General features: G+C 69.6%; 27 protein-coding genes. 15 read left to right on the top strand and 12 right to left on the bottom strand.

Annotated features, from left to right (window positions below; genetic code table 11):
- Nucleotides 1-142 precede the first annotated feature (142 nt).
- The 3 genes from mobA (at nucleotide 143) to AAEX60_RS14470 (ending at nucleotide 2,873) form a co-directional block, all read left to right on the top strand.
- Entirely contained in the window at nucleotides 143-727 is a 585-nt protein-coding gene (mobA, locus tag AAEX60_RS14480; RefSeq protein WP_342104309.1) for a molybdenum cofactor guanylyltransferase, read from the top strand.
- Nucleotides 728-827: 100 nt separating this feature from the next.
- Entirely contained in the window at nucleotides 828-1,604 is a 777-nt protein-coding gene (locus tag AAEX60_RS14475; protein WP_342104307.1) for a hypothetical protein, read from the top strand.
- 72 nt (nucleotides 1,605-1,676) lie between these two features.
- A complete protein-coding gene (locus AAEX60_RS14470; protein ID WP_342104305.1) occupies nucleotides 1,677-2,873 on the top strand; it encodes a dicarboxylate/amino acid:cation symporter in 1,197 nt (398 codons plus the stop codon).
- Here AAEX60_RS14470 and AAEX60_RS14465 read toward each other — a convergent pair.
- Together AAEX60_RS14465 and msrA are read right to left on the bottom strand one after the other, a co-directional pair.
- Nucleotides 2,830-5,346 (bottom strand): YfhO family protein, encoded by a 2,517-nt coding sequence (locus tag AAEX60_RS14465; RefSeq protein ID WP_342104303.1) that lies wholly within the window; start codon nucleotides 5,344-5,346, stop codon nucleotides 2,830-2,832. The two genes, AAEX60_RS14470 and AAEX60_RS14465, sit on opposite strands and share 44 nt — an antisense overlap.
- A complete protein-coding gene (gene msrA, locus AAEX60_RS14460; protein ID WP_342104301.1) occupies nucleotides 5,343-5,894 on the bottom strand; it encodes a peptide-methionine (S)-S-oxide reductase MsrA in 552 nt (183 codons plus the stop codon). The genes AAEX60_RS14465 and msrA overlap by 4 nt, the downstream gene beginning before the upstream one ends.
- Before the next feature lie 53 nt (nucleotides 5,895-5,947).
- Here msrA and AAEX60_RS14455 point away from each other — a divergent pair, with 53 nt between their 5' ends.
- On the top strand, nucleotides 5,948-6,412 hold the full coding sequence (locus tag AAEX60_RS14455; protein WP_342104299.1) for an FABP family protein: 465 nt from the start codon (nucleotides 5,948-5,950) through the stop codon (nucleotides 6,410-6,412).
- Nucleotides 6,413-6,415: 3 nt separating this feature from the next.
- Here the strand turns inward: AAEX60_RS14455 and AAEX60_RS14450 are convergent, their stop codons facing one another.
- Entirely contained in the window at nucleotides 6,416-7,096 is a 681-nt protein-coding gene (locus AAEX60_RS14450; protein WP_342104297.1) for a uracil-DNA glycosylase, read from the bottom strand.
- Nucleotides 7,093-8,295, bottom strand: a complete 1,203-nt coding sequence (locus AAEX60_RS14445) for an MFS transporter (protein WP_342104295.1) — start codon at nucleotides 8,293-8,295, stop codon at nucleotides 7,093-7,095. The genes AAEX60_RS14450 and AAEX60_RS14445 overlap by 4 nt, the downstream gene beginning before the upstream one ends.
- Nucleotides 8,296-8,355: 60 nt before the next feature.
- On the opposite strand from AAEX60_RS14445, the gene AAEX60_RS14440 reads away from it, so the two are divergent.
- From AAEX60_RS14440 to AAEX60_RS14430, 3 genes are all read left to right on the top strand, one after another.
- Nucleotides 8,356-9,588, top strand: coding sequence for an AI-2E family transporter (locus tag AAEX60_RS14440; protein ID WP_342104293.1), 1,233 nt, complete (start codon nucleotides 8,356-8,358; stop codon nucleotides 9,586-9,588).
- A gap of 62 nt (nucleotides 9,589-9,650) precedes the next feature.
- Nucleotides 9,651-10,745, top strand: coding sequence for a hypothetical protein (locus AAEX60_RS14435; protein WP_342104291.1), 1,095 nt, complete (start codon nucleotides 9,651-9,653; stop codon nucleotides 10,743-10,745).
- Entirely contained in the window at nucleotides 10,745-11,170 is a 426-nt protein-coding gene (locus tag AAEX60_RS14430; RefSeq protein WP_342104289.1) for a DUF2089 domain-containing protein, read from the top strand. Before AAEX60_RS14435 ends, AAEX60_RS14430 begins: the two co-directional genes overlap by 1 nt.
- A 95-nt stretch (nucleotides 11,171-11,265) precedes the next feature.
- Here the strand turns inward: AAEX60_RS14430 and greA are convergent, their stop codons facing one another.
- Both greA and AAEX60_RS14420 read right to left on the bottom strand, forming a co-directional pair.
- On the bottom strand, nucleotides 11,266-11,772 hold the full coding sequence (gene greA / locus AAEX60_RS14425; RefSeq protein WP_342104287.1) for a transcription elongation factor GreA: 507 nt from the start codon (nucleotides 11,770-11,772) through the stop codon (nucleotides 11,266-11,268).
- Between the two features lie 64 nt (nucleotides 11,773-11,836).
- Complete coding sequence (locus AAEX60_RS14420; RefSeq protein WP_342104286.1) at nucleotides 11,837-12,244, bottom strand: DUF4307 domain-containing protein; 408 nt, start codon at nucleotides 12,242-12,244, stop codon at nucleotides 11,837-11,839.
- A 26-nt stretch (nucleotides 12,245-12,270) separates the two neighbouring features.
- Here AAEX60_RS14420 and mca point away from each other — a divergent pair, with 26 nt between their 5' ends.
- Nucleotides 12,271-13,188, top strand: coding sequence for a mycothiol conjugate amidase Mca (gene mca / locus AAEX60_RS14415; RefSeq protein ID WP_342104284.1), 918 nt, complete (start codon nucleotides 12,271-12,273; stop codon nucleotides 13,186-13,188).
- A 28-nt stretch (nucleotides 13,189-13,216) separates the two neighbouring features.
- Here mca and AAEX60_RS14410 read toward each other — a convergent pair whose 3' ends face one another.
- Entirely contained in the window at nucleotides 13,217-13,411 is a 195-nt protein-coding gene (locus tag AAEX60_RS14410; RefSeq protein ID WP_342104282.1) for a hypothetical protein, read from the bottom strand.
- A 62-nt stretch (nucleotides 13,412-13,473) separates the two neighbouring features.
- On the opposite strand from AAEX60_RS14410, the gene AAEX60_RS14405 reads away from it, so the two are divergent.
- On the top strand, nucleotides 13,474-15,531 hold the full coding sequence (locus AAEX60_RS14405) for a thioredoxin domain-containing protein (protein WP_342104280.1): 2,058 nt from the start codon (nucleotides 13,474-13,476) through the stop codon (nucleotides 15,529-15,531).
- Here AAEX60_RS14405 and AAEX60_RS14400 read toward each other — a convergent pair.
- Together AAEX60_RS14400 and AAEX60_RS14395 are read right to left on the bottom strand one after the other, a co-directional pair.
- Nucleotides 15,503-16,141 (bottom strand): TetR/AcrR family transcriptional regulator, encoded by a 639-nt coding sequence (locus AAEX60_RS14400; RefSeq protein ID WP_342104278.1) that lies wholly within the window; start codon nucleotides 16,139-16,141, stop codon nucleotides 15,503-15,505. The genes AAEX60_RS14405 and AAEX60_RS14400 overlap by 29 nt on opposite strands.
- Nucleotides 16,138-17,028 carry a CPBP family intramembrane glutamic endopeptidase gene (locus AAEX60_RS14395; protein WP_342104276.1) on the bottom strand — a complete coding sequence of 297 codons (891 nt, stop codon included), beginning with the start codon at nucleotides 17,026-17,028 and terminating at the stop codon, nucleotides 16,138-16,140. The genes AAEX60_RS14400 and AAEX60_RS14395 overlap by 4 nt, the downstream gene beginning before the upstream one ends.
- A gap of 107 nt (nucleotides 17,029-17,135) precedes the next feature.
- On the opposite strand from AAEX60_RS14395, the gene AAEX60_RS14390 reads away from it, so the two are divergent.
- Nucleotides 17,136-17,966 (top strand): hypothetical protein, encoded by an 831-nt coding sequence (locus tag AAEX60_RS14390; RefSeq protein WP_342104275.1) that lies wholly within the window; start codon nucleotides 17,136-17,138, stop codon nucleotides 17,964-17,966.
- A 92-nt stretch (nucleotides 17,967-18,058) separates the two neighbouring features.
- Here the strand turns inward: AAEX60_RS14390 and AAEX60_RS14385 are convergent, their stop codons facing one another.
- Entirely contained in the window at nucleotides 18,059-18,334 is a 276-nt protein-coding gene (locus AAEX60_RS14385; RefSeq protein ID WP_342104273.1) for a DUF1540 domain-containing protein, read from the bottom strand.
- Between the two features lie 170 nt (nucleotides 18,335-18,504).
- Nucleotides 18,505-19,314 (bottom strand): isoprenyl transferase, encoded by an 810-nt coding sequence (locus tag AAEX60_RS14380; RefSeq protein ID WP_342104272.1) that lies wholly within the window; start codon nucleotides 19,312-19,314, stop codon nucleotides 18,505-18,507.
- Nucleotides 19,315-19,397: 83 nt separating this feature from the next.
- Here AAEX60_RS14380 and trhA point away from each other — a divergent pair, with 83 nt between their 5' ends.
- The 5 genes from trhA to AAEX60_RS14355 are packed head-to-tail and all read left to right on the top strand — an operon-like array spanning nucleotide 19,398 to nucleotide 22,507.
- Nucleotides 19,398-20,090, top strand: coding sequence for a PAQR family membrane homeostasis protein TrhA (trhA, locus tag AAEX60_RS14375; protein WP_342104270.1), 693 nt, complete (start codon nucleotides 19,398-19,400; stop codon nucleotides 20,088-20,090).
- Nucleotides 20,091-20,132: 42 nt separating this feature from the next.
- Entirely contained in the window at nucleotides 20,133-21,224 is a 1,092-nt protein-coding gene (gene dapE / locus AAEX60_RS14370; protein WP_342104268.1) for a succinyl-diaminopimelate desuccinylase, read from the top strand.
- A 1-nt stretch (nucleotide 21,225) separates the two neighbouring features.
- Entirely contained in the window at nucleotides 21,226-22,014 is a 789-nt protein-coding gene (locus AAEX60_RS14365) for an LOG family protein (RefSeq protein WP_342104266.1), read from the top strand.
- Complete coding sequence (locus tag AAEX60_RS14360; protein WP_342104264.1) at nucleotides 22,011-22,304, top strand: DivIVA domain-containing protein; 294 nt, start codon at nucleotides 22,011-22,013, stop codon at nucleotides 22,302-22,304. The genes AAEX60_RS14365 and AAEX60_RS14360 overlap by 4 nt, the downstream gene beginning before the upstream one ends.
- A gap of 35 nt (nucleotides 22,305-22,339) precedes the next feature.
- Nucleotides 22,340-22,507, top strand: a complete 168-nt coding sequence (locus AAEX60_RS14355; RefSeq protein ID WP_094765820.1) for a DUF3117 domain-containing protein — start codon at nucleotides 22,340-22,342, stop codon at nucleotides 22,505-22,507.
- A 77-nt stretch (nucleotides 22,508-22,584) separates the two neighbouring features.
- Here AAEX60_RS14355 and glgA read toward each other — a convergent pair whose 3' ends face one another.
- Nucleotides 22,585-23,790, bottom strand: coding sequence for a glycogen synthase (gene glgA / locus AAEX60_RS14350; protein WP_342104262.1), 1,206 nt, complete (start codon nucleotides 23,788-23,790; stop codon nucleotides 22,585-22,587).
- Nucleotides 23,791-23,795: the final 5 nt, after the last annotated feature.

The raw sequence follows: 23,795 nt of genomic DNA, 5'->3' as shown, positions 1-23,795 counted from the left end.
GAAACCATGCGCGGGGCGACAATGCGTAGTTGATTCGGAGAATTTCGGGGAAATTAATCGGTGACTTTTCCGTGACGAAAATACCTAGTGAGCGCCGGGTTGTGAGGATTCCCCGGGTGACCACCAGCGATACCCTCGTGCCATGACACGCGCCTCGATCATCCTGGCCGGCGGGCAGTCCCGACGGATGGGTACGCCCAAGGCCACGCTGCAGTTGGCGGGCAGGACGCTGCTGCGCCATGCGGTCGATGCCTGCGCCACCTTCAGCCCGATCGTGGTGGTGGGGCCACCGGAGCTTGCGTCGCTGCTGACCGACGTGCCCGGCTGCATCCTGACCCGGGAGGATCCCCCCGGCGGTGGCCCCAGCGCGGGTCTGGCCGCCGGGCTCGCAGCCCTTGAGGAGCATCAGGTGGAGACGGTGCAGGTGCTCTGTTGCGACCTGCCGCGCGCCGTTGACCTGGTGGCCGCGCTGGACGGTCTTGACTGGGCGGACCACGAGGCGCTGGTGCCGTTGGATCTGGAGAGCTGGCCGCAGTACCTCTCCGCGCGCTACCGGCTGGACGCCCTGCGGGCGGCGGTTCCCGTCGAGGCCGAGGCGCGCGGCGTGGGCGTGAGGCGCCTGATGCGCGGCCTGCACGCCAAGCTGGTGCCGTTGGAGGAGGAGCTGGTGGCTGACGTCGACGACCCGCAGGCCGCTCGTCGGGCCGGAGTCACCCTCCAGTCGTAGGTGGATTGTCCACCTCTGGTTGACCCGGCTGAACCCCGTGCCCTGACAGGGTGGTCAGGTGACGGGAACCGCCCCGTCAGCCAAGATTGGAGGGTTTCGGGTGACCGAATCCGGGGTGCAGCGGCACCTGATCGTGCTGCACGGGCATCGCTACGTGCTGCAGTCCAACCGGGGGCCGAGTCCGCGGCTGAGCCTGTGGGTGGACGGCGAGGAGCAAGCCCATCGGGATGCCACCTTCGCCACGGAGGTCACGCTGGAACCCAAGGACGCGGACGAGCATGGCCGGGTGGAAGTGCGGTTGACCCGCACCGGGCGCATCCGGCGAGCCACCCTGCACCGTGACGGCCGGGAGGTGGACCTGGAGCCGGAGGAAGGTTCCAGAGCGCACCGCCGGCTGGCGCGGGAGCGGGCCCATCCCCGGCTCTATGCCGGGCTGGACGTGCTGGTCGCCGTGCTCGGGGTGGTGATCGGACTGCTCGGCCTTGGTGCGATGGTCAAGGTGCTGCTGGAGCCGGTGGTCAAGTTCCTGCTCGGCCTGATCCCCGACGTCGATCTGCCCAGCATTCCGTGGCCGGACATTGCCTGGCCCAGCATCCCGTGGCCGAGCATTCCGTGGCCGAGCATTCCGTGGCCGAGCATCGACCTGTCCTGGCTGCCCTGGTACCTGATCCCGGAATTTGAGGTTCCGGAGTGGGTCTGGTGGACCCTGGAACACGGCAAACCGGTCCTGATCGCGCTGGTCCTCGCCGTTGGCGAGGTGCGGCGTCGCGCCAAGCAGGATGCCCTCAAGGCGGAGCTGGCCCAGCAGGAGCGACAGGAATTGCTGGCGCGGCTGGCCGGGGGATTGGGGGAGCTGGAGCGGCGGCGACGGGTGTAGGAACCAAGAACTCATAATCCGGGCGGGCGACACCCTTCCCGCGGGGACACCACTGGCCCTACGCTGCCCTTCATGGATGCACCACGCAAGCGGCTCGGGCTGCTTCCCAAGATTCTGATCGCCATCGTCCTTGGCGTCGTCTGTGGACTGTTCTTCCCCACCTTCCTCGTGCGGGTCTTCGTCACCTTCAACGGCCTGTTCGGCAACTACCTCGGCTTCGTGATCCCGCTCATCATCCTGGGCTTGATCGCCCCGGCCATCAGCGAGCTCGGCGTCGGCGCCGGGAAGTGGCTGGCGATCACCACCGCCATCGCGTACGGGTCAACGTTGTTCGCCGGTTTCATGGGCTTTGCCGTTTCCATGGCCGTGCTGCCCCGGCTGCTCAAGGGCAAGGGCGTGGTGGACGTCTCCAATCCAGAGGAAGCCCTGCTGGCGCCCTTCTTCAAGGTGGAGATGCCGCCCGCGATGGGGGTGATGACGGCGTTGATCCTGGCCTTCCTGGTGGGCGTCGCGCTGACCGTGATCAAGGGCGACGTGATCCATCGGGGCCTGGTGGAGTTCCGCGAGATCATCGAGCTGGTGATCGTCAAGACCATCATCCCGCTGCTGCCGATCTACATCTTCGGCATCTTCCTGAACATGACCGCCGCCGGTGAGGTCTTCCGGGTGATCACCACCTTCCTGGGTGTGATCGTGATGGTCTTCACGCTCACCGTGATCCTGCTGCTGATCCAGTATTCGGTGGCCGGGGCGATCGCCCACCGCAACCCCCTGGTGATGCTCAAGACCATGCTGCCCGCCTATGCGACCGCCCTGGGCACCTCCTCGTCGGCCGCCACCATCCCGGTGACCCTGCGCCAGGCCATCGCCTCCGGGGTGTCCGAGCCGGTGGCCTCCTTCGTGATCCCGCTGTGCGCGACCATCCATCTGGCCGGCTCCACCATCAAGATCACCTGCTTCAGCCTGGCCGTGATGATCCTCTACGGCATGCCGATCAAGACCGGCGTGATCGTCGGCTTCATCATGCTGCTGGGCATCATGATGGTGGCCGCCCCCGGCGTGCCCGGCGGCGCGATCATGACTGCCACCGCCCTGCTCACCAGCCAGTTGGGCTTCAACGAGGCGCAGGTGGGGCTGATGATCGCCACTTACATCGCCATCGACTCCTTCGGCACCGCGACGAATGTCACCGGCGACGCCGCCATTGCACACATCGTCGACACCCTCACCGCCCGGAGCCGGCGTCGGGAGGCAGCGCAGGCCGCGTGATCGTCGCCGGCGCACCCGTGGCCGGTCGCCGGGCCCGGGCGCGCACGGTCACGATCGCCAGCAGCAGGAGCCCGGCCAGGCTCCCGGCCAGGCCGGTGGGCAGGCCCGGGGTGTGGAAGCGGCAGGACACGTCTCGTTGGCCGTCCAGCCGTAGCGCCATCAGTCCGGCCCGCTCCCGCACCGCCACCGGCTGATCATCGGCCGTGCAGGCCCACCCCGCAAGGGGAGTGGTGGCCACCACGACGTCGCCGCGGACCGGCGTGGCGAACTGGGCCGACAGGCTGCCGCCCGCCACCCGCGTCGTCGACGGGGCCACCTGGCGGGCCAGGGCCTGCCGTGCGCGTGCCTCGTCGAGGCACCCGACGGCCCCCGGCCCCAGGACGGCGTGTTCCACATTGTCCAACCGCAGGGTGACGCTCCCCGACGCCGGTACCTGGCCCCAGTCGACGATCCCCGTGTTGAGCTTGCGGGACCGGTCCCGCAGCCGGACCGCACCGCCGGACTGCACCCGGAGGTCCAGGACCCCGCCCACGACGTGGAACTGCACCCGGGAACCGGGCTGGCAGGCCACCGTCACCTCGGCCCGCCGGCCCTGTACGGTGGCCTGGCGCGCCAGGCGACGGGTGCCGGCGTCGTCGGTGAGCTGCACGCTGGGCACCTGGTAGACGGGTGATCCGGCCAACGCATTGCGGGCGGAGAAGGCCCCGTCTCCGCCGGTGCCGTCGGGATCGGGAGCCAACCGCACCAGGGGATAGGCGGGGGCGTGGTCCGCGGCTCCCCGCACCGGGTCGCCGTCGACGGCAATCGTCGTGCCGAAGCCGAGCATCGCGGCCAGGGTCGGGTCGGGTTGCCCCAGGGCCCGGCCGTAGTGCCCCCACTTGATGCCGAGGCCCTCCGCTAGGGCCCGTTGCGGGGGCTGGGCCAGGCTGGAGTAGTACATCGAGCCGGGGATTCCCAGCAGCGCCGACAGGTTCGAGCCCCGATCCGTGGGCAGCACCGCCCGGGGCAGGGGATCGGCCGTGCTGGGGCGCGCGTCCCAGGCCGCGGCCACCTGGGCCGCCCCGGCCATCCGGGTGCTGTTCGGGTGCAGCCGGACGATGGTGGCCTCCCGTCGCTGCACCGCGACGGTGCTGCAGGTCAGGTCCAGGAGCAGCAGCAGGGCGCCGGCGGCGGCCGCCAGGCGGCGCTGGTGGCCGCGCAGCACCCACCAGCCGGCCCCCGCGAGCCCCCAGCACAGCAGGCCGCCCCAGGTCCACCAGGTGGCCGTGTGGATCCCGGAGGTGGCCTGCAGCCCGGCCAGGGCGAGTGTCAGGGCCACGCCCAGCCCCAGTGCCGCCCGGGTGAGGCCCCCGAGCACCAGCCAGGCGGCGATCACCAGTAGGCCGGACACGACGAAGGCCGCGCGGAAGGAACTGCCATTGGGCACCACGAACAGGTGCCAGGCCCGTTGCGTGGGCGGCCAGTTCATGGAGCACAGCGTCGCGACGCCGGTGATGCTGCCCACCCAGCGCATCCGGCGGGGGAGCCGGGCCAGGGGGAGCCCGAGCGCGAGCACCAGAACGGGGGCGGCCACCGCGAAACCGGGCGCCATCCCGACGCGCGCCGTGGCGGGCAGCAGGGAGGGGAGCAGGTCAGCCCAGGCGAGGGGGACGAATTCGGCCGTCGCTCCCGGGATTGCGCTGCGCACGGCCACCAGCGTGGGCCACAGCACCACCAGGCACAGCAGGCAGCCGACCACGCCGCGCCCGACGAAGCGAGCCATCCCCGTCCCCACGGCTCGCCAACCGGACCGCGCGGCCAGGGCGACGGCCAGCACCACGACGCCGGCCCCGAGCGCGGCCATGTAGGCCGAGTAGTAGTTGGACCAGAAACACAGGGCCACGGCCAGGATCCCGACGACGGGCCGCCTGCCCGCCAGGGACCACAAGCCCACCATCACCAGCAGTGGGAAGGCCGCCAGACCGTCCAGCCACATCGGGACGTACGAGGCATCGTCCACCGTCCACACGCACGACGCGTAGCAGGCGCCCAGCGCCCCGGCCAGCCACCACTGCCGCGACGGCCGCAGCAGGAGCAGGCAGGTGGCCATCAGGGCGGCGGCCACCGCCATCCGCCCGACCACGCTCAGCCACATCACCACCTCCAGCCGCTGCGGGGGAGCCAGGGCCACCAGCAGCGACCAGGGGCTGCCCAGATAGGTGGCGTAGTCACCCAGCATCGGCACGCCCAGCCCCGAGTCCCAGGAGAAGGTCAGGCTGTTGGGCCCCTGGCCCCGCAGGATGCGGCCGAAGACGGCATGCCAGGGCAGGAACTGGTTCCACAGGTCATTGGGATTTCGGGCCTGGTGGCCGAAGGGCGCGAATCCCTGCCAGGCGCGGGCCGCCGCCTGGGTGGTCAGCACGACGGCCGCGGCCAGCAGACCGGCGCGCCCCCTCGACGGGGCCTGGGCCGGACTGCTCCCGTCGCAGCTCACAAGACGCAACCCGTCGCGTGCACCGGGCAGTAACCATTCGGTACTCGGTCCAGGTACTGCTGGTGGTAGTCCTCGGCCAGCCAGAAGTCCGGGGCCGGTTGGATGCTGGTGGTGATCCGGCCGTAACCGGCCCGGGTCAGGTTCTGCTGGAAGGCGTCCCGGATCCGTTCTGCGACCGCGCGCTGCTCCTCGTCGACGGTGAACAGGGCGGAGCGGTACTGGCTGCCGACGTCATTGCCCTGTCGGTCACCCTGCGTCGGGTCATGGTTCTCGAAGAAGACGCGCACCAAGTCCTGGTAGGAGATCACCGACGGGTCGAAGACCACCCGCACCGTCTCCGCGTGCCCGGTGGTGCCGGTGCAGGTCTGCTCGTAGCTGGGGTTGGCCAGGTGCCCGCCCTGGTATCCGACGGCAGTGGACAGCACCCCGTCGAGCTGCCAGAAGAGCTTCTCCGCACCCCAGAAGCAACCCATCGCGAAGTACGCCGTCTGGCTGCCGGGGAAGCTGCGGTCCAGGGGGTCACCAAAGATGCGGTGGAAGAGTGGCATGTGCCACACGCTAGCGTGCCGCGTCGCACCGTGGCCGAAACTAGGCTCGAGGCATGACCTTCGCACCCCTGGACGCGCTCGCCCCGCTGATCGGCACCTGGAAGGGTGAGGGCCACGGCGCGTATCCCACCATCACCGCCTTCGACTACGTCGAGGAGATCACCTTTGCCGACGTCGGCAAGCCCTTCCTCGTCTACCACCAGCGCACCTGGAACACCCAGGGCAAGCCGATGCACGTGGAGATGGGTTACCTGCGCGCCCCCGGCCCCGGCCAGGTGGAGATCACCATGGCCCTGCCCACCGGTCAGACCGAGATCGGTGCGGGCACCCTGGAGCCGGATCCCTTCACCCTGCTGATCGACTGCCGGGTGGACAGCACCCCGTCGGCCAAACCGGTCATCGCCAGCCGACGAGAGCTGCGGATCCAGGGTGCGCAGCTGGTCACGGGCTATGCGATGGCGGCGATGGGGCTGGACCTGCAACCTCACCTGGCCTCGCGGCTGACCAGACAGGGGTGACGGTCAGCTCGGCAGGCGCCAGTCGATCGGTGCCGCCCCCTGCTCGGTCAGCAACTGGTTGGCCCGGCTGAACGGCCGCGAGCCGAAGAAGCCGGACCGGGCCGAGAGCGGGGAGGGATGCGGGCTGGCGATGATCGGGATGTCGCCCAGCATCGGCGTCAGCGACTGCGCGTCACGTCCCCACAGGATGGCCACCAGCGGGCCGCCGCGCGCCACCAGGGCCTCGATGGCACACTGGGTGACCTGTTCCCAGCCCTTGCCGCGGTGGGAACCGGCGGCTCCAGGACGCACCGTCAGCACCCGGTTCAGCAGCAGGACGCCCTGCTCGAACCAGGCGGAGAGGTCGCCGTGTGGGGCCGGCTCGATCCCCAGGTCGTCGCGCAGCTCGGAGTAGATGTTCTGCAAACTGCGGGGAATCGGCCGCACATCGGGCTCGACGCTGAAACTCAGCCCCACGGGATGACCCGGCGTCGGGTACGGATCCTGCCCGACGATCAGCACCCGGACGTCGGCCAGCGGACGGCTGAAGGCGCGCAGCACCCGGTCACCGGCGGGCAGGTAGTTGCGGCCCGCCGCAATCTCGGATCGCAGGAAGTCGCCCAGCTGGTGAACCTGGGCTTCGACGGGTGCCAGAGCCTCGGCCCAGTCCGGCGCGACGATCTGGCTCAGCGGCTTGGCGGTCATGCGGTCTCCTCGGGGAGGTGATGGACGGGGGTGCGGGGCATCAGCCAGGAGAATCCGGCGCCAACCAGCAACAACGCACCGCCGATCCCGAAGGCCAGCCCCAGGCCGAAGGCGTCGGCCAGCGCCCCGGCGGCCAGTGGCCCGATGATGGCGCCCAGGTCGCTCATCATGCTGAACACGGCAATTGGGGTGCCGCCGCGGCCGGCGGTGACATCGCCCACCACGGCGGTGGGGGCGGTGGAGTGCGCCGCCGAGCCGATCCCGTAGACACACAGGATGCCGGTCAGCACCCAGATGGAGCTGGACCACGGCATCGCCAGCGCCGCGACGCCGGTGAACAGCCCCGCCAGGATCATCAACGGACGTCGGCCGATGGTGTCCACCGCGCGCCCCACCGGCCCCAGCGCCAGGGTCTGCGCCACGGCCGCGATCGCGAAGGCGATCCCGGTCCACGACGGGGTCCGGTGCAGTCCCTCCACCACCAGCACGGGAACCAGCGAGCTGCGCACCCCGAAGGACTGCCAGCCCTGCGCGAAATTGGTGACACAAGCCGCCCGGTAGCGCACGTCGCGCACCGCCTCGCCCAGGGGCATCGCCGGCTTCTCGGCGCGGTCCAGGTCTTGCTGCGGCTTGCCCAGCAGCAGCAGGCCGATCACCCCCGCCACCCCCAGCGTGGCGGCGTAGAAGAAGAAGGGGGCGGTCAGCGAGATCGCGGCAAAGATGCCGCCCACCGCCGGGCCCGCCATGCCACCGATCAGGAAGCCGCCGGAATAGAGCGCGCTGGCCCGGCCCCGCAGCTGCGGTTCGACGGTGCGCAGCAACAACGTCATGGCGGCGACGGTGAACATCGCCGACCCGATACCACCCAGCGCCCGCATCGCCATCAGCGCCCAGAATGTCGTCGCCAGACCGGCAGCACCGGAAGAGGCGGCGACGATGAACATCCCCACTCCCAGCACGGTGCGCTCCCCGAAGCGGGTGATCAGCGGGGCGCAGGCGGGGCTCATCAGCAACCGCATCGCGGCAAAGGAGCTGATCACCATCCCCACCATCAGGTTGGTCACCTGGAAACTGCGGGCGAAGACCGGCAGTACCGGCACCATCACACCAAAACCAACGGCGACGCAGAAGGCGATGGCCGCCAACACTGCCACCTCACGCGGCATCCCGGTGGCAGTGGCGTTGAAGGGTCTGGGCACGGGCACAGGTTAGCCTTGCAGGCGACCGCCTTGCCCATTGACAACCGAAAGGCCGTGCCCATGGCATTCAGCCTGCCCCATCGCAAGCCACACACGGCTAGTCGTCCGGCTTCACCCGAAGACCAGCTGGGCACCCCGATCACCCCTGGGATGCTTGCGGCCGAGGCCGCGGTGCCCGGGGATGTGCCGCATGGCATTCAACTGGCCGCCGGTTGGTTCTGGCGCTTGCTGGTGATTGCGGCCGGTCTCTACGGCATCTGGTTCCTGCTGCAGGCCCTCTCCGAGGTGATGATCCCGATCTTCGTCGCACTGCTCTTCACCGCAGCCCTGTGGCCATTGAAGTGCTGGTTGCACGACAAGGGGCTGGGGCGTGGCCTGGCCGCCGGGTTGAGCCTGTTGGCTCTGGTGGCGCTGGTCCTGGGGATCTTCTCCCTGGTGGGTGCGCAGATCGCGTCGCAGAGTTCCAGTCTGGCCGATGCCGCGGTGAAGAGCTATGAACAGTTCATGAACTGGCTGGCCAGTGGCCCCTTGCAGCTGCATGAGGGGCAGATCGACGCGTGGACCGAGAAGGGGATCGAGTGGGCCAAGAGCCAGCAGTCGCTGTTCACGGGCTATGCCGCCGCGGCCGGTGCCCAGGTGGGCCACTTCTTCGCCGGAACGGCCTTGGCGCTGTTCGCCCTGTTCTACTTCCTGTTCGAGGGACGCAGCTTCGCCCGGGCAGGCTTCGCCCTGGCACCGCGCGGTTCGCGCGCCCGGATCGCCGACGCCTGCCAGCGCGGCTGGGTCTCTTTGGTCTCCTACGTTCGGGCCGCGGTCATCGTCGCCTTCGTCGACGGGCTGGGTGCCGGCGTGGGCGCTGCCCTGGTGGGTTCCGACCTCTTCCTGGCGATCGGAGCCCTGACCTTCCTGACCGCCTTCGTCCCCCTGCTGGGGGCCTTCGTCGCCGGCCTGGTCTCCACCAGCGTCGTGCTGCTCACCCTTGGCTGGGTGAAGGCGCTGATCATGCTGGGGATCTTCGTCGCCGTGATGGAGCTGGAGGCCCATGTGCTGCAGCCCTTCCTGCTGGGCAAGGCCGTCTCCATCCATCCGCTGGCCGTGCTCTACGGCCTCGCCATCGGCACCATCGTGTCCGGGGTGGTCGGTGCCCTGTTCGCCGTCCCGACCCTGGCCTTCGGGAATGCCTTCGCCAAGGCCTGGGCCTCGCACGCCCACCCCGAGGTGGAGGCGCCGCCCGCCGAGTTGGAGACGCCCGGCGATGACAACGAGGGTGGGCAGAACACCATCCAACCCTGAGTGGCCCCGCAAACTGTAAACCGCTCCTTCCACAATGGAAGGGGCGGTTTTACATTGGTGACATGGAAGAAGAGCTGAACCGCATTCTGCAGGAGCTGGCGGCCGGGCGGATCGACGCCGACGAGGCCGGCCGCAGGATCGACGCCATCACGGCCGCCGCCGCTGGTGTCAATGGCGGGGTGAGAGCGGAAGACGAGCAGCCCGGCGCTGCCCAGGACCCCGGCAGGGCCGAGGAGACCCAGGCGGCCGAGGACCCCGGCGAGGTCACGTGGGGTGCCATCGCCCGTGACTTGTTCGGCGCCGCCACGGGCATCGCACAGAGCGCCGCGATGGGGGCCGCGCACACCGTGGAGGAGACGCTGCACCAGCCTGCCGCGCCAAAGCACCAGCCATCGCCCGACCCGGTCACGCCCGTGCACCCCGAGGGGAGTCACGGCGTGCAACGGATCATGGTGCGTGCCACCGGCCGTCGCGTGCGGATCATCGGCGACGCCACCATCGCCACCCTGGCCGCCGACGGGCCCCACGTGCTGCGCCGCAGTGGCGCTGTGCTGGAGGTCACCTCCGACGGTGATCTGGCCGCCGGCAAGGGGGGATTCAGCGTCTTGCGCAGCCCATTGACCAGCAGTCTGCTGAACCAGGGGCTGGGCGGCCTGAAGAACCTCAACCTGGAGGACCTGCGTGAGATCGGGCTGGGAAAGGAGCTGCTGCTGCGGATCAATCCCAACATCCCGGTGGACGTGGAGGTGACCGCCGGCAGCCTGTCCACCCTCAACGTGCCCTGGCTGGGCCGGGTCCGGGTCACGGCTGGGGGCGCCCAGCTGGGCGACGTGCGCCAGGTGTCCGACGCCCTGGTGCAGGCCGGCAGTGTCACCGCCCGCGGGCACTTCGACAAGGGGCGCTCCCGGGTGCGCGTCGAATCCGGGAACCTGACGGTGCAGCTGACCGAGGGCGCCCACGTCGCGGTGCATGCCGACGCACACCTGGGCCGGATCACCTGGCCCGGCGGGGCCGGCCCCCTGGATGAGTACCTGGCCGGTGAGGGCACGGGCCGGCTGGACCTGGCCGTCGTGATGGGCGCCGCGAGCGTGCAGCACGAGGCCGTGCCCGTCCCCGACGACCAGCAGCAGCACGAGCAGAAGGATGGTGACCTGTGATGAACTCCCCGGCCGATGGCCCCTATCGCGCGCCCGCGGACTGTCCGGTCTCCGACGGTGACCTGGTCACCACCCGGCTGGGCTGTCCGCGGTGCGGCAGTGAACTGGGCGGACACTTCGAACGCTGCGGGTTCTGCCGGCTCTCCGTCGAGCAGCTGGAGCTGCTTACGGTCTTCCTGTCCAGCCGGGGGAACCTGCGCGAGGTGGCCAAGCAGCAGCAGGTCAGCTACCCGACCGCGCGGGCCCGGCTCAGTGCTCTGCTGCAGCAGCTGGGGATCCCAGAGCTGGGTTCGGAGCCCGGCGACGACGTGGCCGAGCCACAGGCTGTGCCCGAGTCTCCGTCCAGCCGGGCCGAGCTGTTGGCCCGGGTGGCGGCGGGGCAGCTGGACCCGGCCGAGGCCGCCCGGCTGATCGCCCGGGGCTGATCGCCCGGGCCCGTCGAGGCCGTCGGTGGGCAGACGAACGGGCGCCCCGCACCATCCGGTGCGGGGCGCCCGTCCAGGCTTGAAAGGGTGTGGGCTCAGCCCTGGAAGGTCTCCACCTTCAGCACGGTGACCTCGATGGACTTGCCGTTGGGGGCCTCGTAGCTGGTGGACTCGCCCACCTTCTTGCCGATCACGGCCTCGCCCAGCGGGGACTGCGGGCTGAAGACCTGGATGTCGACGGAGTCGTCCAGGCCCATCACCTCTCGGGAGCCCAGCAGGAAGGTGTCGGTGTCGTCCTCGTCGCCGAAGTAGCAGACGGTGACCTGGGTGCCGGGCGCGGCCTCTCCGGTCTTGGGGGCCTCGCCCACCTTGGCGCGCCGCAGCATGTCCTCCAGCTGGAGGATCCGGGCCTCCATCTGGCCCTGCTCCTCACGTGCGGCGTGATAGCCGCCGTTCTCGGACAGGTCGCCCTCGTCGCGGGCCTGGGCGATCTTCTGGGTCACCTCGGTGCGGCCCTCACCCTTGAGGTACGCCAATTCCTCGGAGAGCTTGTCAAAAGCCTCCTGGGTGAGCCAGATGGTGTCGATAACGTTTTCAGCCATCCCGAGAGCCTATCAGCGCACCGGGTTGGGTCCAAGGTGCTTGGGGCTTCTTCAGACCGGGCTCTCAGGCGGCGCGACAGCCCTGCACGGTCACGCTGACCGCGTGGTTGACGGTGCGCACCGGGATCTGGATCCGGGTGATCTTCTGGGTGCCCGGTGGGATGGTGGCCTCCAGCTCGCCCACCCGCACGAAGTTCTCCGCGGTGGCCTCCAGGGTACAGACCGCGGGGCGCGACGGGTCCTCGCGCTGCACCCGCAGGTCCGCGACGATCTGGTGTTCGCCGCCGTCGTGGAAGCTGTGCACGTCGGCCACCACGTCCGGGGTGGCGGCCTGCCCTCCGGCCCAGGCCAGCCACCCGGCCAGCAGGACGGCCAAGACCGTCACCAGCCCCAGGTAGACCTTGTGGCGGGCGGGGGAGACGGGGTAGCGGGCGGCGATCCGGTCTCGGTCAGCGGCGGTGGGGGTGCTCACGGCTCCCATTGTGCACAATGGGCGCCATGCCCGAAATCACCAGTGCGTCCGAGCCCCTGCGTCTGCTGCACGTCCACGCCCATCCCGACGACGAGTCGAGCAAGGGTGCCGCCACCACGGCCAAGTACGTGGCGGAAGGCGTCGAGGTGATGGTGGCCACCTGCACCGGCGGTGAGCGGGGCAGCGTCCTGAACCCCAAGATGGACCGTCCCGAGGTGTGGAAGGACATCGCCGCCATCCGGCACCTGGAGATGGACCGGGCCCGGGAGATCCTGGGCGTCGAACAGCGCTGGCTGGGCTACATCGACTCCGGTTTCCCGGAGGGCGACCCGCTGCCCCCGCTGCCGGAGGGCTGCTTCGGGCTGGTGGACCCGGACAAGGCGGCCGAACCACTGGTCCGCCTGATCCGCGAGTTCAAGCCGCAGGTGGTCACCACCTACGACGAGAAGGGCGGCTACCCGCACCCGGACCACATCATGTGCCACAACATCACCATGGCGGCGGTGCAGCAGGCCGGGGACCCGAACCAGCATCCCCGGCTGGGGCAGGCCTGGCGGGTCAGCAAGCTCTACTACCAGATGGGCTTCCACCGGCTGCGGCTGGCGGCCCTGGACGCCGCGATGCACGAACAGGGCCTGGAATCGCCCTATGTGGACCGGCTGGCCAAGTGGCAGGACTTCGAGTACGAGAAGCGGATCACCACCCGGATCCCGTGCGCCGAGTACTTCGGGGTGCGCGACGCCGCGCTGCTGGCCCACGCCACCCAGATCGACCCCGACGGGCCGTGGTTCGCGGTGCCCACCGAGGTGCAGCAGCGGGTGTGGCCCACCGAGGACTTCGAGCTGGTCTACAGCAGCGTGCCCACCACGCTGCCGGAGGACGACCTGTTCGCCGGCCTGCGGGCACCCCGCGCCAGTGATCCGGCCGAGGGCTGGAGCATCTGAGCCCGGCCCGGGGCCGTTGGGCGCCCGGTCAGATGTTGCTGCGCTCGAAGGCCTGCGCGGCGCGGCCTTCCTCGGTCATCTCGGACTCCCACGGGATCTCGGGATCGATCCGCTTGGTGTGGCGACGCAGGCTGAGGGAGCCCAGGATGATGAAGCCGGCAATCACGCAGAAGGTCAACAGGGTGAGCATCCCACTGCTCATCATGGGGGTCAGCTGGTTCATGACTCGAGGATAGTCCTCCGCGGTCCGGCCGGACCCCGGTTCCCGGCGGCTAGGCTGTCCGCGTGCCGAACCGTCTTGCCGAGTCCACCAGCCCGTACCTGCAGCAGCACGCGCACCAGGAGGTCGACTGGTACCCGTGGGGTGCCGAGGCCTTCGAGGCCGCCCGGGAGCGCGACCTCCCACTGCTGGTGAGCACCGGCTACGCCGCCTGCCACTGGTGCCACGTGATGGCGCACGAGAGCTTCGACGACCCCGAGATCGCCCGGCTGATGAATGAGCACTTCGTCAGCGTCAAGGTGGACCGGGAGGAGAATCCCGACGTCGATGCCGTGCTGATGGCCGCCACCCAGGCGCTGACCGGCCAGGGTGGCTGGCCGATGACGGTCTTCCTCACCCCGTCGGGGGAGCCCTTCTTCGCCGGCACCTACTTCCCGCCCCAGCCCGCCGGTGGGCAGCCCAGCTTCCGCCAGGTCTGCGAGGCCCTCGCGGGGGCCTGGGCCGAGCGTCGCGACGAGGTGCTGGGCTCCGCGTCCAGCATCACCGAACAACTGCGGGCCCTGAACCCCGTCACCACGTCCTCGACGGTCCCCGGCGCCCGGGAGACCCTGGAGCTGCTGGGCAAGGACTACGACATGATCCACGGCGGCTTCGGCGGCGCCCCCAAGTTCCCGCCGGCGATGGTGCTGGACGCCCTGCTGGTCAAGGGCGACCCGACCAGCCTGGACATGGCCCAGCTGACCTGCGAGATGATGGCCCGCGGCGGGCTCTTCGACCGCGTGGGCGGCGGTTTCCACCGCTATTCCACCGACGTCGGCTGGGTGGTGCCCCACTTCGAGAAGATGCTCTACGACAACGCGCTGCTGCTGGGCAGCTACCTGCGCTGCTGGCGTCGCACCGCGGACCACGACGGCTACAAGCGCGAGGTCTACGAGCACGCCATCTATTCCACCGTCGAATGGCTGGAGCGGGAGATGCGCACCGAGCCCGTCGACGGCCGGCCGGGGGGCGCCTTCGCCGCCAGTCTGGACGCGGACAGCGTCGACATCCGCGGGATGGTGGCCGAGGGCATCTACTACCTGTGGAATCCCGAACTGCTCGTCGACGCGCTGGGGGAGGCCGACGGTGGCTGGGCTCGCCAGGTCTTCCACGTGCACGAGGGCGGCACCTTCGAGCTGGGGCTGTCCACCCTGCAGCTGCACGGCTCCCCGGACCAAGCGCGTCTGACCGCGGTGCTCGACCGGCTCCGGGAGGAGCGGGGCAACCGCTTCCCACCCAGCCGCGACGACAAGGTGGTGGCCGCCTGGAATGGCCTGGCCATCGACTCCCTGGTCAATGCCGCCATGACCTTCGCCGAGCCGGCCTGGCTGGAGCTGGCGCAGGACGCCGCCCAGGCCGTGTGGAGCGTCCACGTGGACCAGGCCGAGGACCGCTTCGTGCGGACCTCGCGCGACGGCCAGCCCGGCACCACCGCGGCGGTGGCCGAGGACCACGGCTGCCTGGCGCTGGGCCTGGCGCGGTTGGCCGGCGCCACCGGCGAGGCGGTCTGGCTGGAGCGTGCGGTCTGGCTGCTGGAGCGCGCCGACCGGCTGTTCACGGCCGACGACGGTGGCTTCTTCGACGCCGAGGTGAGCGAGCAGCTGTTCACCCGCCCGCGCGATGTCAGCGACAATGCCACCCCGTCGGGCACCAGCTCGCTGGTGGCGGCGCTCCGGCTGGTCGGCCTGCTGGCCTGCCGTGGGGACCTGACCGAGCGAGCCGATCGGGCGGCCCAGACCACCTGGCCGCTGGTGGCCAGCCAGCCGCGCTTTGCCGGGTGGAGCCTGGCGGATGCCCTGGTGCTGGACGAGGCCCGTCGCGGCCTCAAGCCCGCCCAGGTCGTCGTCGTGCTGCCCGACGACAGTGCGGGGATCGACAAGCTGGCGGTGGCCGCTTGGCGGATGGCGCCGGCAGGTTCCGCGATCGTGGTGGGCCGGGCGGGGACCACCGGCTTCGGGCACCTGTTCGACGAGCGCATCGCCCGCGACGGGCAGGCCACCGGCTATGTCTGCCGGGGCGAGGTCTGCTTCGACCCGATCAGCGACTACGCCGAGCTCAAGACCCCGCTGTGGAGCCGCTGCTGAGCGGCCAGCCCGCCAGCAAGGCGGCGAGCCCCGTCCCGAACTCCTCGTCGGGCTGCCAGCCGTAGCCGGTGGCCAGCGCCCGGGCCAGGTGCGGGGTGTGCTCCGCCATCTCCCGCAGACTCTCTTCCGGGTCGGCGTCGGCGCCCCCGACGGGTTGGCGGACCTCGCCTTGCACCTTCCCGACGGTGAAGGCCACCACGCAGTCCAGTACCCGCATGGCAACGGCCGGGGGCAGGCCCTCGGCGGCCAGCCGGCCGACCAGGTCATCGGCCAGCCCCATGAGGCGGGGCGTCACCATGGGGCGGGTGGCCACCAGCTGCACCAGCCGCGGATGGTCCAGCAGCACCCGGCGCAGCTCGTGCGCCAGACTGGCCACCTGCTCGCGCCAGTCACCCGCGGTGGTCGGCCGCAGGCCGCTCCACAACTCGTCGACCACCAGGTCGAACAGGGCCGCCTTGCTGGGGACGTGGTGGTAGATGGTCATCGGATCCACTGCCAGCCGGGAGCCCAGCTTGCGCATGCTGAAGGTCTCGTGGCCTTGTTCGTCGAGCAGGGCCAGGGCGGCATCGACGACCTGCTGCTGGCTGGTGCTGGCGGGGCGGGGTGTCATCGTCGATCCTTTGGACGGGTGAAGAAGAGTTCCCGGTCATGCCAGAGCACCCAGCCGCACAGCGCGGTCAACAGCAACGTCTGCAGGGCCTTGGTGTCCGGATGGGTCAGGAAGATCTCATTGCCGTAGTTGGCGCTCAGGTGGACCAGGACGGGGATCCAGATGTTGCGGCCGCAACGATAGTAGAGCCAGTTCATCAGCACCATGAAGGGGAACATCGAGACCAGGAAGTTGACCGACGCGAGCAGCCCTACCTCGACCACCTCGGCCTGGTAATAGCCCTTGATCCCGGCCAGCGGCAGATGCCACAGTGCCCAGATGGCGGCGAAGACCATCGAGCTGCGCCAGATGGTCCAGCGGGAGGCCAGGGCGTCGGTGCCGTAGCTGTGCCAGGCCAACTCCTCGACGATCGGTGCCAGACCGAGCACCAGCCAGGCGGGGGCGACGCCGGAGGTGAAGGAGAAGCCGTTGCGCAGCTGGAACTGCTCGGAGGGGTAGCCGAAGAGCAGTGAGATGGCGGTTCCGGCCAGCAGGGCCGCGGGCAGCAGCACCACGGACAGCGCCGCCAGGCCGGGGCTGACCTGGCGCCAGTTGGTCAGGCGGTGCCTGGTGTCGCGCAGCAGCTGCGGATTGCGGACGGTCAGCACCGCGGCAACCGCCAGGGGTGCGAACAAGCCACCGAAGCCCAGCAGGGAGGTCAGCAGCCGCGCGGCGTGCGAGGGATCGTCCAGATGAGAGAGTCGGCCGGCGGCCAGCCACATGGCCCACGGGATCGCGGTGGAGAGGGCGAAGAAGAGCCCGGGCTGGCGATAGTGCCGGATGGCGTCGGCATCGATCGGCGCCGTGGTGCGGGGCTGGCGGGCGAGGCGGTCAGTGGTGAGGGTCATGACTCGACCGTAATTCTACGGTGTAGATATTGGCATCCGTGGACACCCTGATTGCCACCGGAGTCGGACTCTATTAGGTTAGCCTTACCTATTGACGAGGAGGTCTGATGGAGTCCCACGAGCTCACCGCCCATGGTGTGACGCAGCGGGCGGCGCATGACATGGCCGCACGCCTGCTCCGGGGTGCCGGGCGGGCCAGTCTGGTTGCCTATGCCGACCCGGAGCTGGCCGATCTGGAGACCCTGGCACACTGCTGGTCCGATGAGCTGGGTGGGCTGCTGGTGGCCGTCATCCCACCGCGGGGGCGGCGACTGGGTGCTCCAGTGCAGGTGCGGTTGGGGATCGACAAGCTGGCGCCGCTGGCATCGGTGGGGGTCTTGACCGCCTCGCTGCATTCGCTGGCGGAGCTCTGGCCACTGGGGCGCGGCCAGGCCGAGGCGCTGGCCGATCCCCCGGCCGAGCTGGCGGGGCTGATCGGGTGCGACGACGTGCTGCTGGCGCTCGTGCTGCCGCAGCGGCTGCTGCTGCACGCCCATGGTCAGGTCGCCGAGATTGACCGGGCGCTGGCGCTGCAGTCGACACCGTGGCCACTGCATGCCGACGAGTTGGCGGCGGTTGAGCTGGTGGAGTCGCACGGCGAGGCGCAACTGGCGCACTGGGCCAGCATGGTCAGCCAAGGGGATTGGCCGGGCGACGGCTCCGGCGTCGTACTGCACCAGAAGTTGTGCACTTCCTTGGCGCATCGGGCCATGGTGGTGGACGTGGCCCCGCAAGGGCTGACGGTGATGGTCACCACCGCGGATCGGGTGCAGACCGTCCAGGTGGACTTCGCCCACCGTGTGGGCTCACTGCGCGCGCTGCGGCAGGAAGTGCTGCGGATCGCCTTCCAGAACCCCGCGCTGCCTGAATTGTGGGACGCAACTGAATCGGGCGCGTGACAAGGGCAGAACGCGGGTCACGTTTGGGCGAACGTGACCCGCGTTCTGGTGCGTCGGGGGGGGGCAACCCCGGCGTGGGAAGCCGGAGGGAATCAGGCCTGCTGGTAGCTCAGGCAGGCACCGGCGTCGCTGATCTGGATGGACTGGGCCTGGCAGAGCAGGTTGGCATTGTTCACGCACTCCAGGTGCTGGCAGGCGCCGACTTGGCCATTGGCGCTCTCCAGGCCGCCACGGACGTCGACCTGGACGAAGGTGGCGCAGCTGGCCTGCTCGGTGCCCGCGACGGTGATGGCGCCGGCCGCGCAGCCGTCGTGGTTGAAGGAACAGGTGGTGGCCTGGCAGGAATTGATCAGGGTGAGGGCGGTCATGGTGTGCTCCTTGTGAGTGACGCATTTGGGTGAATTGGCGCAACTGATGAGTTCACCATAATCACCCTGCGCGGCGAATTCCAGACAAGTAAGCCTTGCCTAAAATGGCTAGTCAGCTCCGATTTTGAGCACTGATTCTTGAGTTAATTCCCCGGTCGCGTGGATTTTGCTCAGCGGCCATAGCGCCGTTCGCGCTGGCTGAAGGAGCGCAGTGCCCGCAGGAAGTCCACCTTGCGGAAGTCCGGCCACAGCGCCTCGCAGAAGTAGAACTCGCTGTGGGCGCTCTGCCACATCAGGAAACCGGAGAGGCGCTGCTCGCCGGAGGTGCGGATGATCAGGTCCGGATCGGGCTGGCCCTTGGTGTAGAGATGCTCGCCGATCTGGTCGATCTCCAGGGTCTCGGCCAGTTCGGTGAGGGTGGTGCCCTTGGCGGCTTCCTCGCGCAGCAGGGATCGGACCGCATCCCGCAGTTCGTGGCGCCCGCCATAGGCGATGGCGACGTTGACCACCATGCCTCGGTTGTTCTGGCTCTCCCGTCGGGCCTGGTCCAGCGCCTGGGCCATCGGTTCGGGCAGCAGGGACATGTCCCCGACGGCCTGCACCGGCCAGCGCCCGTCGGCGGCCAGGTCACGGACCAGCTGTTCGATCACCCCCAGCAGCGGCGCCACCTCCTCGTCGGCGGAGCGCTTGAGGTTGTCCGGGCTGAGCACCCAGAGGGTGACCACTTCGATTCCGGCCTCGTGGCACCAGCCGACGAAGTCCCGCAGCTTGTCGGCGCCGGCCTGGTAGCCCGCGACCAGCGGCTGGTCCGGGGCGTTCATCCGGGCCCAGCGGCGGTTGCCGTCGGCCAGCACCGCGACGTGCCGGGGGAGCCGGCTCTTGTCCAGCTCGGCCACCAGCCGCGTCTCGTAGGTGCTGTAGAGCAGTCCGGCCGGGTGTATCCGGTCCAGGCTCTCGGTGAGGCGGTCCAGCCGATTCATGTGCCACAGCCTAACGGGTGCCCAACTCCCGGAATTTGAACCCGTGGGTTTGAAAGCAGCAAAGCTACGGTACCGTAGGTTTCATGAGCATCAAGACGCCCGGGCACTCGCCGAATCTGGCCGAGACGTTGGGCGACGCAGTCGCTGCCGTCAAACCGCGGCTGCGTGGGTGGTTGCACCAGGGCTTTGCGCCGATCGTGCTGGTGGCCGGCATCGTGCTGGTGGCCCTCGCCGGGGAGCGGGACCAACGGATCGCCTGCGCGGTCTACACCTTGAGCGCGGTACTGCTGTTCGGCAATTCCGCCTTCTACCACCGCGGCAGCTGGTCCCCCAGGGTGCACGCCATCTTCCGCCGGGTGGACCATGCCAACATCTTCATCTTCATTGCCGGCAGCTACACTCCGCTGTCCGTCGGGATGCTGCATGGCCGGAGTCTTCGCATGCTGCTCACCCTGATCTGGGGCTGTGCCCTGGTGGGCGTGCTCTTCCGGGTCTGCTGGCTGTCCGCACCGCGGGGGCTCTACGTGGCCCTCTATCTGGCGATGGGCTGGGCGGCGATCGGCTGGCTGGGGCAGTTCTGGCACTCCGGTGGCCCGCTGGTGGTGGGCCTGATTGCCCTGGGTGGCATCATCTACTCGATCGGTGCGGTGGCCTACGGCTTCAAGCGGCCCAATCCCTGGCCTGCCACCTTCGGCTTCCATGAGATCTTCCACCTGTGCACCATCCTGGCTGCCGTCAGTCACTACATCGCCATCTGTGTGGTCCTCTTCCGCTGACCCTTGCCGGGGCGCGCTCACTCCTCGACTAGGGTCTGCTCCATGGACCCTCTTGATCTCGCCCAGCCACTGCCGGACCTGCTGCAGGCCATCACCGACGTCGAGTCGGTCAGCGGCAATGAGCAGCGGCTCGCGGACCGGGTGGAGCAGGCACTGCGGGCCTGTGCGCACCTGGAGGTGATCCGGCACGGCAACTGCCTGGCCGCCCGCACCACCCTGGGGCGGGAGCAGCGGATCCTGGTGGCCGGGCACCTGGACACGGTGCCGGTGGCGGACAACCTGCCCAGCAGTCGCAGCGTTGTCGACGGTGAGGACCGGATCCATGGCCGGGGCACCTGCGACATGAAGGGTGGCGTCGCCGTTGCCCTGCAGCTGGCCGCCGAGCTGACCGAGCCCCGGCACGACGTCACTTGGTTCTTCTACGACAACGAAGAAGTGGCCAGCGAGCTGAACGGCCTGGGGCGGATCGGCCGGGAACACCCCGAACTGCTGCACGGCGACTTCGCCATTCTGATGGAGCCCACCGCGGCGCGGATCGAGGGCGGTTGCCAGGGCACGATGCGCTTCTGGATCACCACCCGCGGCACCGCCGCGCACAGCGCCCGCAGCTGGCTGGGACACAATGCCATCCACGACATCGCGCCCGTCTTCCAGCGGATCGCCGGCTTCGAGTGCCGCGAGATCGAGGTGGAGGGTCTGGTCTTCCGCGAGGGCCTCAACGCGGTGCAGATCCGCGGGGGAGTGGCCGGCAATGTCATCCCCGACGAGTGCAGCGTGCACGTCAACTACCGCTACGCCCCGGACAAGACCACGGCCCAGGCCGAAGCCCTGATGCGGGAGGTGTTCGACGGCTTCGAGCTGGAGGTGGTGGACCTCTCGCCCGCGGCGCGCCCCGGGCTGGACCTGCCGGCTGCCCAGGACTTCGTCGCCGCCGTCGGGGGCGAGCCGGGGCCCAAGTACGGTTGGACCGACGTCGCGCGGTTCAGCGAGCTGGGTGTTCCGGCGGTGAACTTCGGCCCGGCCAATCCCGGCAAGGCCCACATGTCCGACGAGTACTGCCCGGTGGCGGACCTGGACGCCTGCGCCGATGCGCTGCGCCGTTGGCTCGCGCCCAACCATGACCAGGAGGCCTGAAATGCCAGACCGGAAGAAGAAGAACCACGGCGTGGTGGACAATGTGCCCGGTCAGGGCAACCACGTGGTGCAGGGGTCCATCATCCGGCGGCGCGGCCAGAAGCAGGCCACCACCACCGACCAGCGGTTGCTGGCCGGGGCCGGGGACACAGCCTGGAGCCACAGTGATCCGTGGCGCACCATGCGGATCCAGGCCGAGTTCGTGGACGGCTTCGGCACCCTGGCCGAGCTGGGCCCGGCCATCAGTCTGTTCGGTTCGGCCCGGACCAGGCCGGAGCATCCGATGTGGGGGGCGGCGGAGCGGATGGCCGCCGCCCTGGTGGCGGCCGGCTATGCCGTGATCACCGGCGGCGGGCCGGGCGTGATGGAGGCGGCCAACAAGGGCGCGGACGAGGCCGGCGGCACCTCGGTGGGCCTGGGGATCGAGCTGCCCTTCGAGGCGTCGATGAATTCCCACGTGAACCTGGGGATCAACTTCCGCTACTTCTTTGTCCGCAAGGTGATGTTCCTCAAGTACGCCCAGGGCTTCATCGTGATGCCCGGTGGCCTGGGCACCTTCGACGAGCTCTTCGAGGCGCTCACTCTGGCCCAGACCGGCAAGGTGCAGCACTTCCCGGTGGTGCTCTTCGGTGTCGACTACTGGCGGGGGCTGGTGGACTGGCTGCGGGACGCCGCGCTGGCGGAGGGCTACATCTCCCCGGCCGACCTGGAGATGTTCCTGGTCACCGACGACGAGCAGGCCGCGGTGGCGCATGTGACCGCTGGCCGGGGTGCCGGGGGCAAGCCGTGAGCTGGCTGTTGGCGGCCGTGGTGCTGCTGATCCTGGGCGGGGCTGCGGTGGTGGCCTCCGGACGGTGGGGCGCGATGCCCGAGCTGGTGGATGATCGGGCCTGGCGTCCGGTTCCGCCCGGCCCGATCGATGCCCGGGCCCTGCGGGAGGCCCAGTTCAGCGTGGTCACCCGGGGCTATTCCATGCAGCAGGTCGACGACCTGCTGGAGCGGTTGGCCCGTCAGTTGGCGGAGGCCGACGGCACGCCGTCGGACGGACCGCTGGGGGATGCCACGCAGAATGCGGAATAATGGAGTGAAAACCGTCGAAGAGATGAGGATGCACGATGGCTGCAATGAAGCCCCGCACGGGTGATGGCCCGATGGAGGTCACCAAGGAAGGCCGTGGCATCGTGATGCGCGTTCCCGTGGACGGCGGCGGCCGTCTGGTGGTTGAGCTGAACGCAACCGAGGCCACCGACCTGCTGAAGTGCCTGCAGGAGGTCGTCGGCTGACGCGGCCCCGCGATTCCTGACGAGAACGGCGTGCACCCCGGCTGGGGTGCACGCCGTTGCCGTGTCGGGACGCGGGATCAGCTCTTGGCTGCCGCGCGGGCGGCGTGCCGCTGGGTGGCGGCCCGGTAGACCTCGACGGTCTGCTGCGCGATGGTCTCCCAGCTGAACTTGTCGATGCAGCGCTGCCGCCCGGCCTGCCCGAACTTCTGGGCCAGCTCGGGATTGCGGGTGAGTTCGTTGATCTTGTCCGCGAAGGTCTTCTCGAAGGTGGCGATGTAGTCGCCGTCCTGGGCGCGGGCCGGGTCGTAGTCCACCAGGTAGCCGGTCTGGCCATCCACCACCACTTCCGGGATGCCGCCGACGGCGCTGGCCACCACGGCCGTCTCGGTGGCCATGGCCTCCAGGTTCACGATGCCCAGCGGCTCGTAGATGCTGGGGCAGGCGAAGACCGTCGCATTGCTCATCACCTGGCGCACCGAGGCGCGGGGGAGCATCTCCTGCACCCAGACCACGCCACCGCCGCGGGCCTCCTTGAGGGCGCCGAAGGCCTGGTTGAACTCCTCGGCAATCTCCGGGGTGTCCGGGGCGCCGGCCAGCAGGATGAGCTGGGTGTCCGGGTCCAGGTGCTGGCCGGCGCGCACCAGGTGCACCAGCCCCTTTTGGCGGGTGATCCGGCCCACGAAGACCACCGACGGCTTGCTGGGATCCATCCCGATCTGCTCACAGATGTCGGTGTCGTTGTCCGGCTGGAACTCGTCGGTGTCGATGCCGTTCAGCACGACGTGGATCTTGTCCGGCTCCAGCTCGGGATAGGCCGCCAGGATGCCCTTCTTCATCCCCTCGCTGACCGCAATCACGGCGTCGGCGCCGTTGTAGGCGGTGCGTTCGGCCCAGGAGGACAGGGCATAGCCGCCGCCCAGCTGTTCGGCCTTCCACGGCCGGTCGGGCTCCAGCGAGTGGGCGCTGACCACGTGCGGGATGTCCCGGAAGAGACCGGCCAGGTGTCCGGCCAGATTGGCATACCAGGTGTGGGAGTGCACCAGCTCGACGTTCTCGGGCAGGGCGGAGACCATCGACAGGTCGGCGCCGAAGACCCGCAGGGCGGCATTGGCGCCGGCCGGGTAGTTCTCCTGATGGGCCGTCGCACCCTCGCGCGGCTCACCCATGCACTGGACGTCCACGTCGATGAACTTGCGCAGCTGGGGCACGAGCTGGGCGACGTGGACGCCGGCTCCACCGTAGATGGTCGGGGGGTACTCACGGGTGAGAATGGATACGCGCATGTGCT

Source organism: Luteococcus sp. H101, from assembly GCF_038433155.1.
In the GTDB taxonomy this organism is placed as follows: domain Bacteria; phylum Actinomycetota; class Actinomycetes; order Propionibacteriales; family Propionibacteriaceae; genus Luteococcus.
The sequence above is the reverse complement of the archived record's forward strand: the minus strand, read 5'-3'. Positions and strand labels throughout refer to the sequence as shown.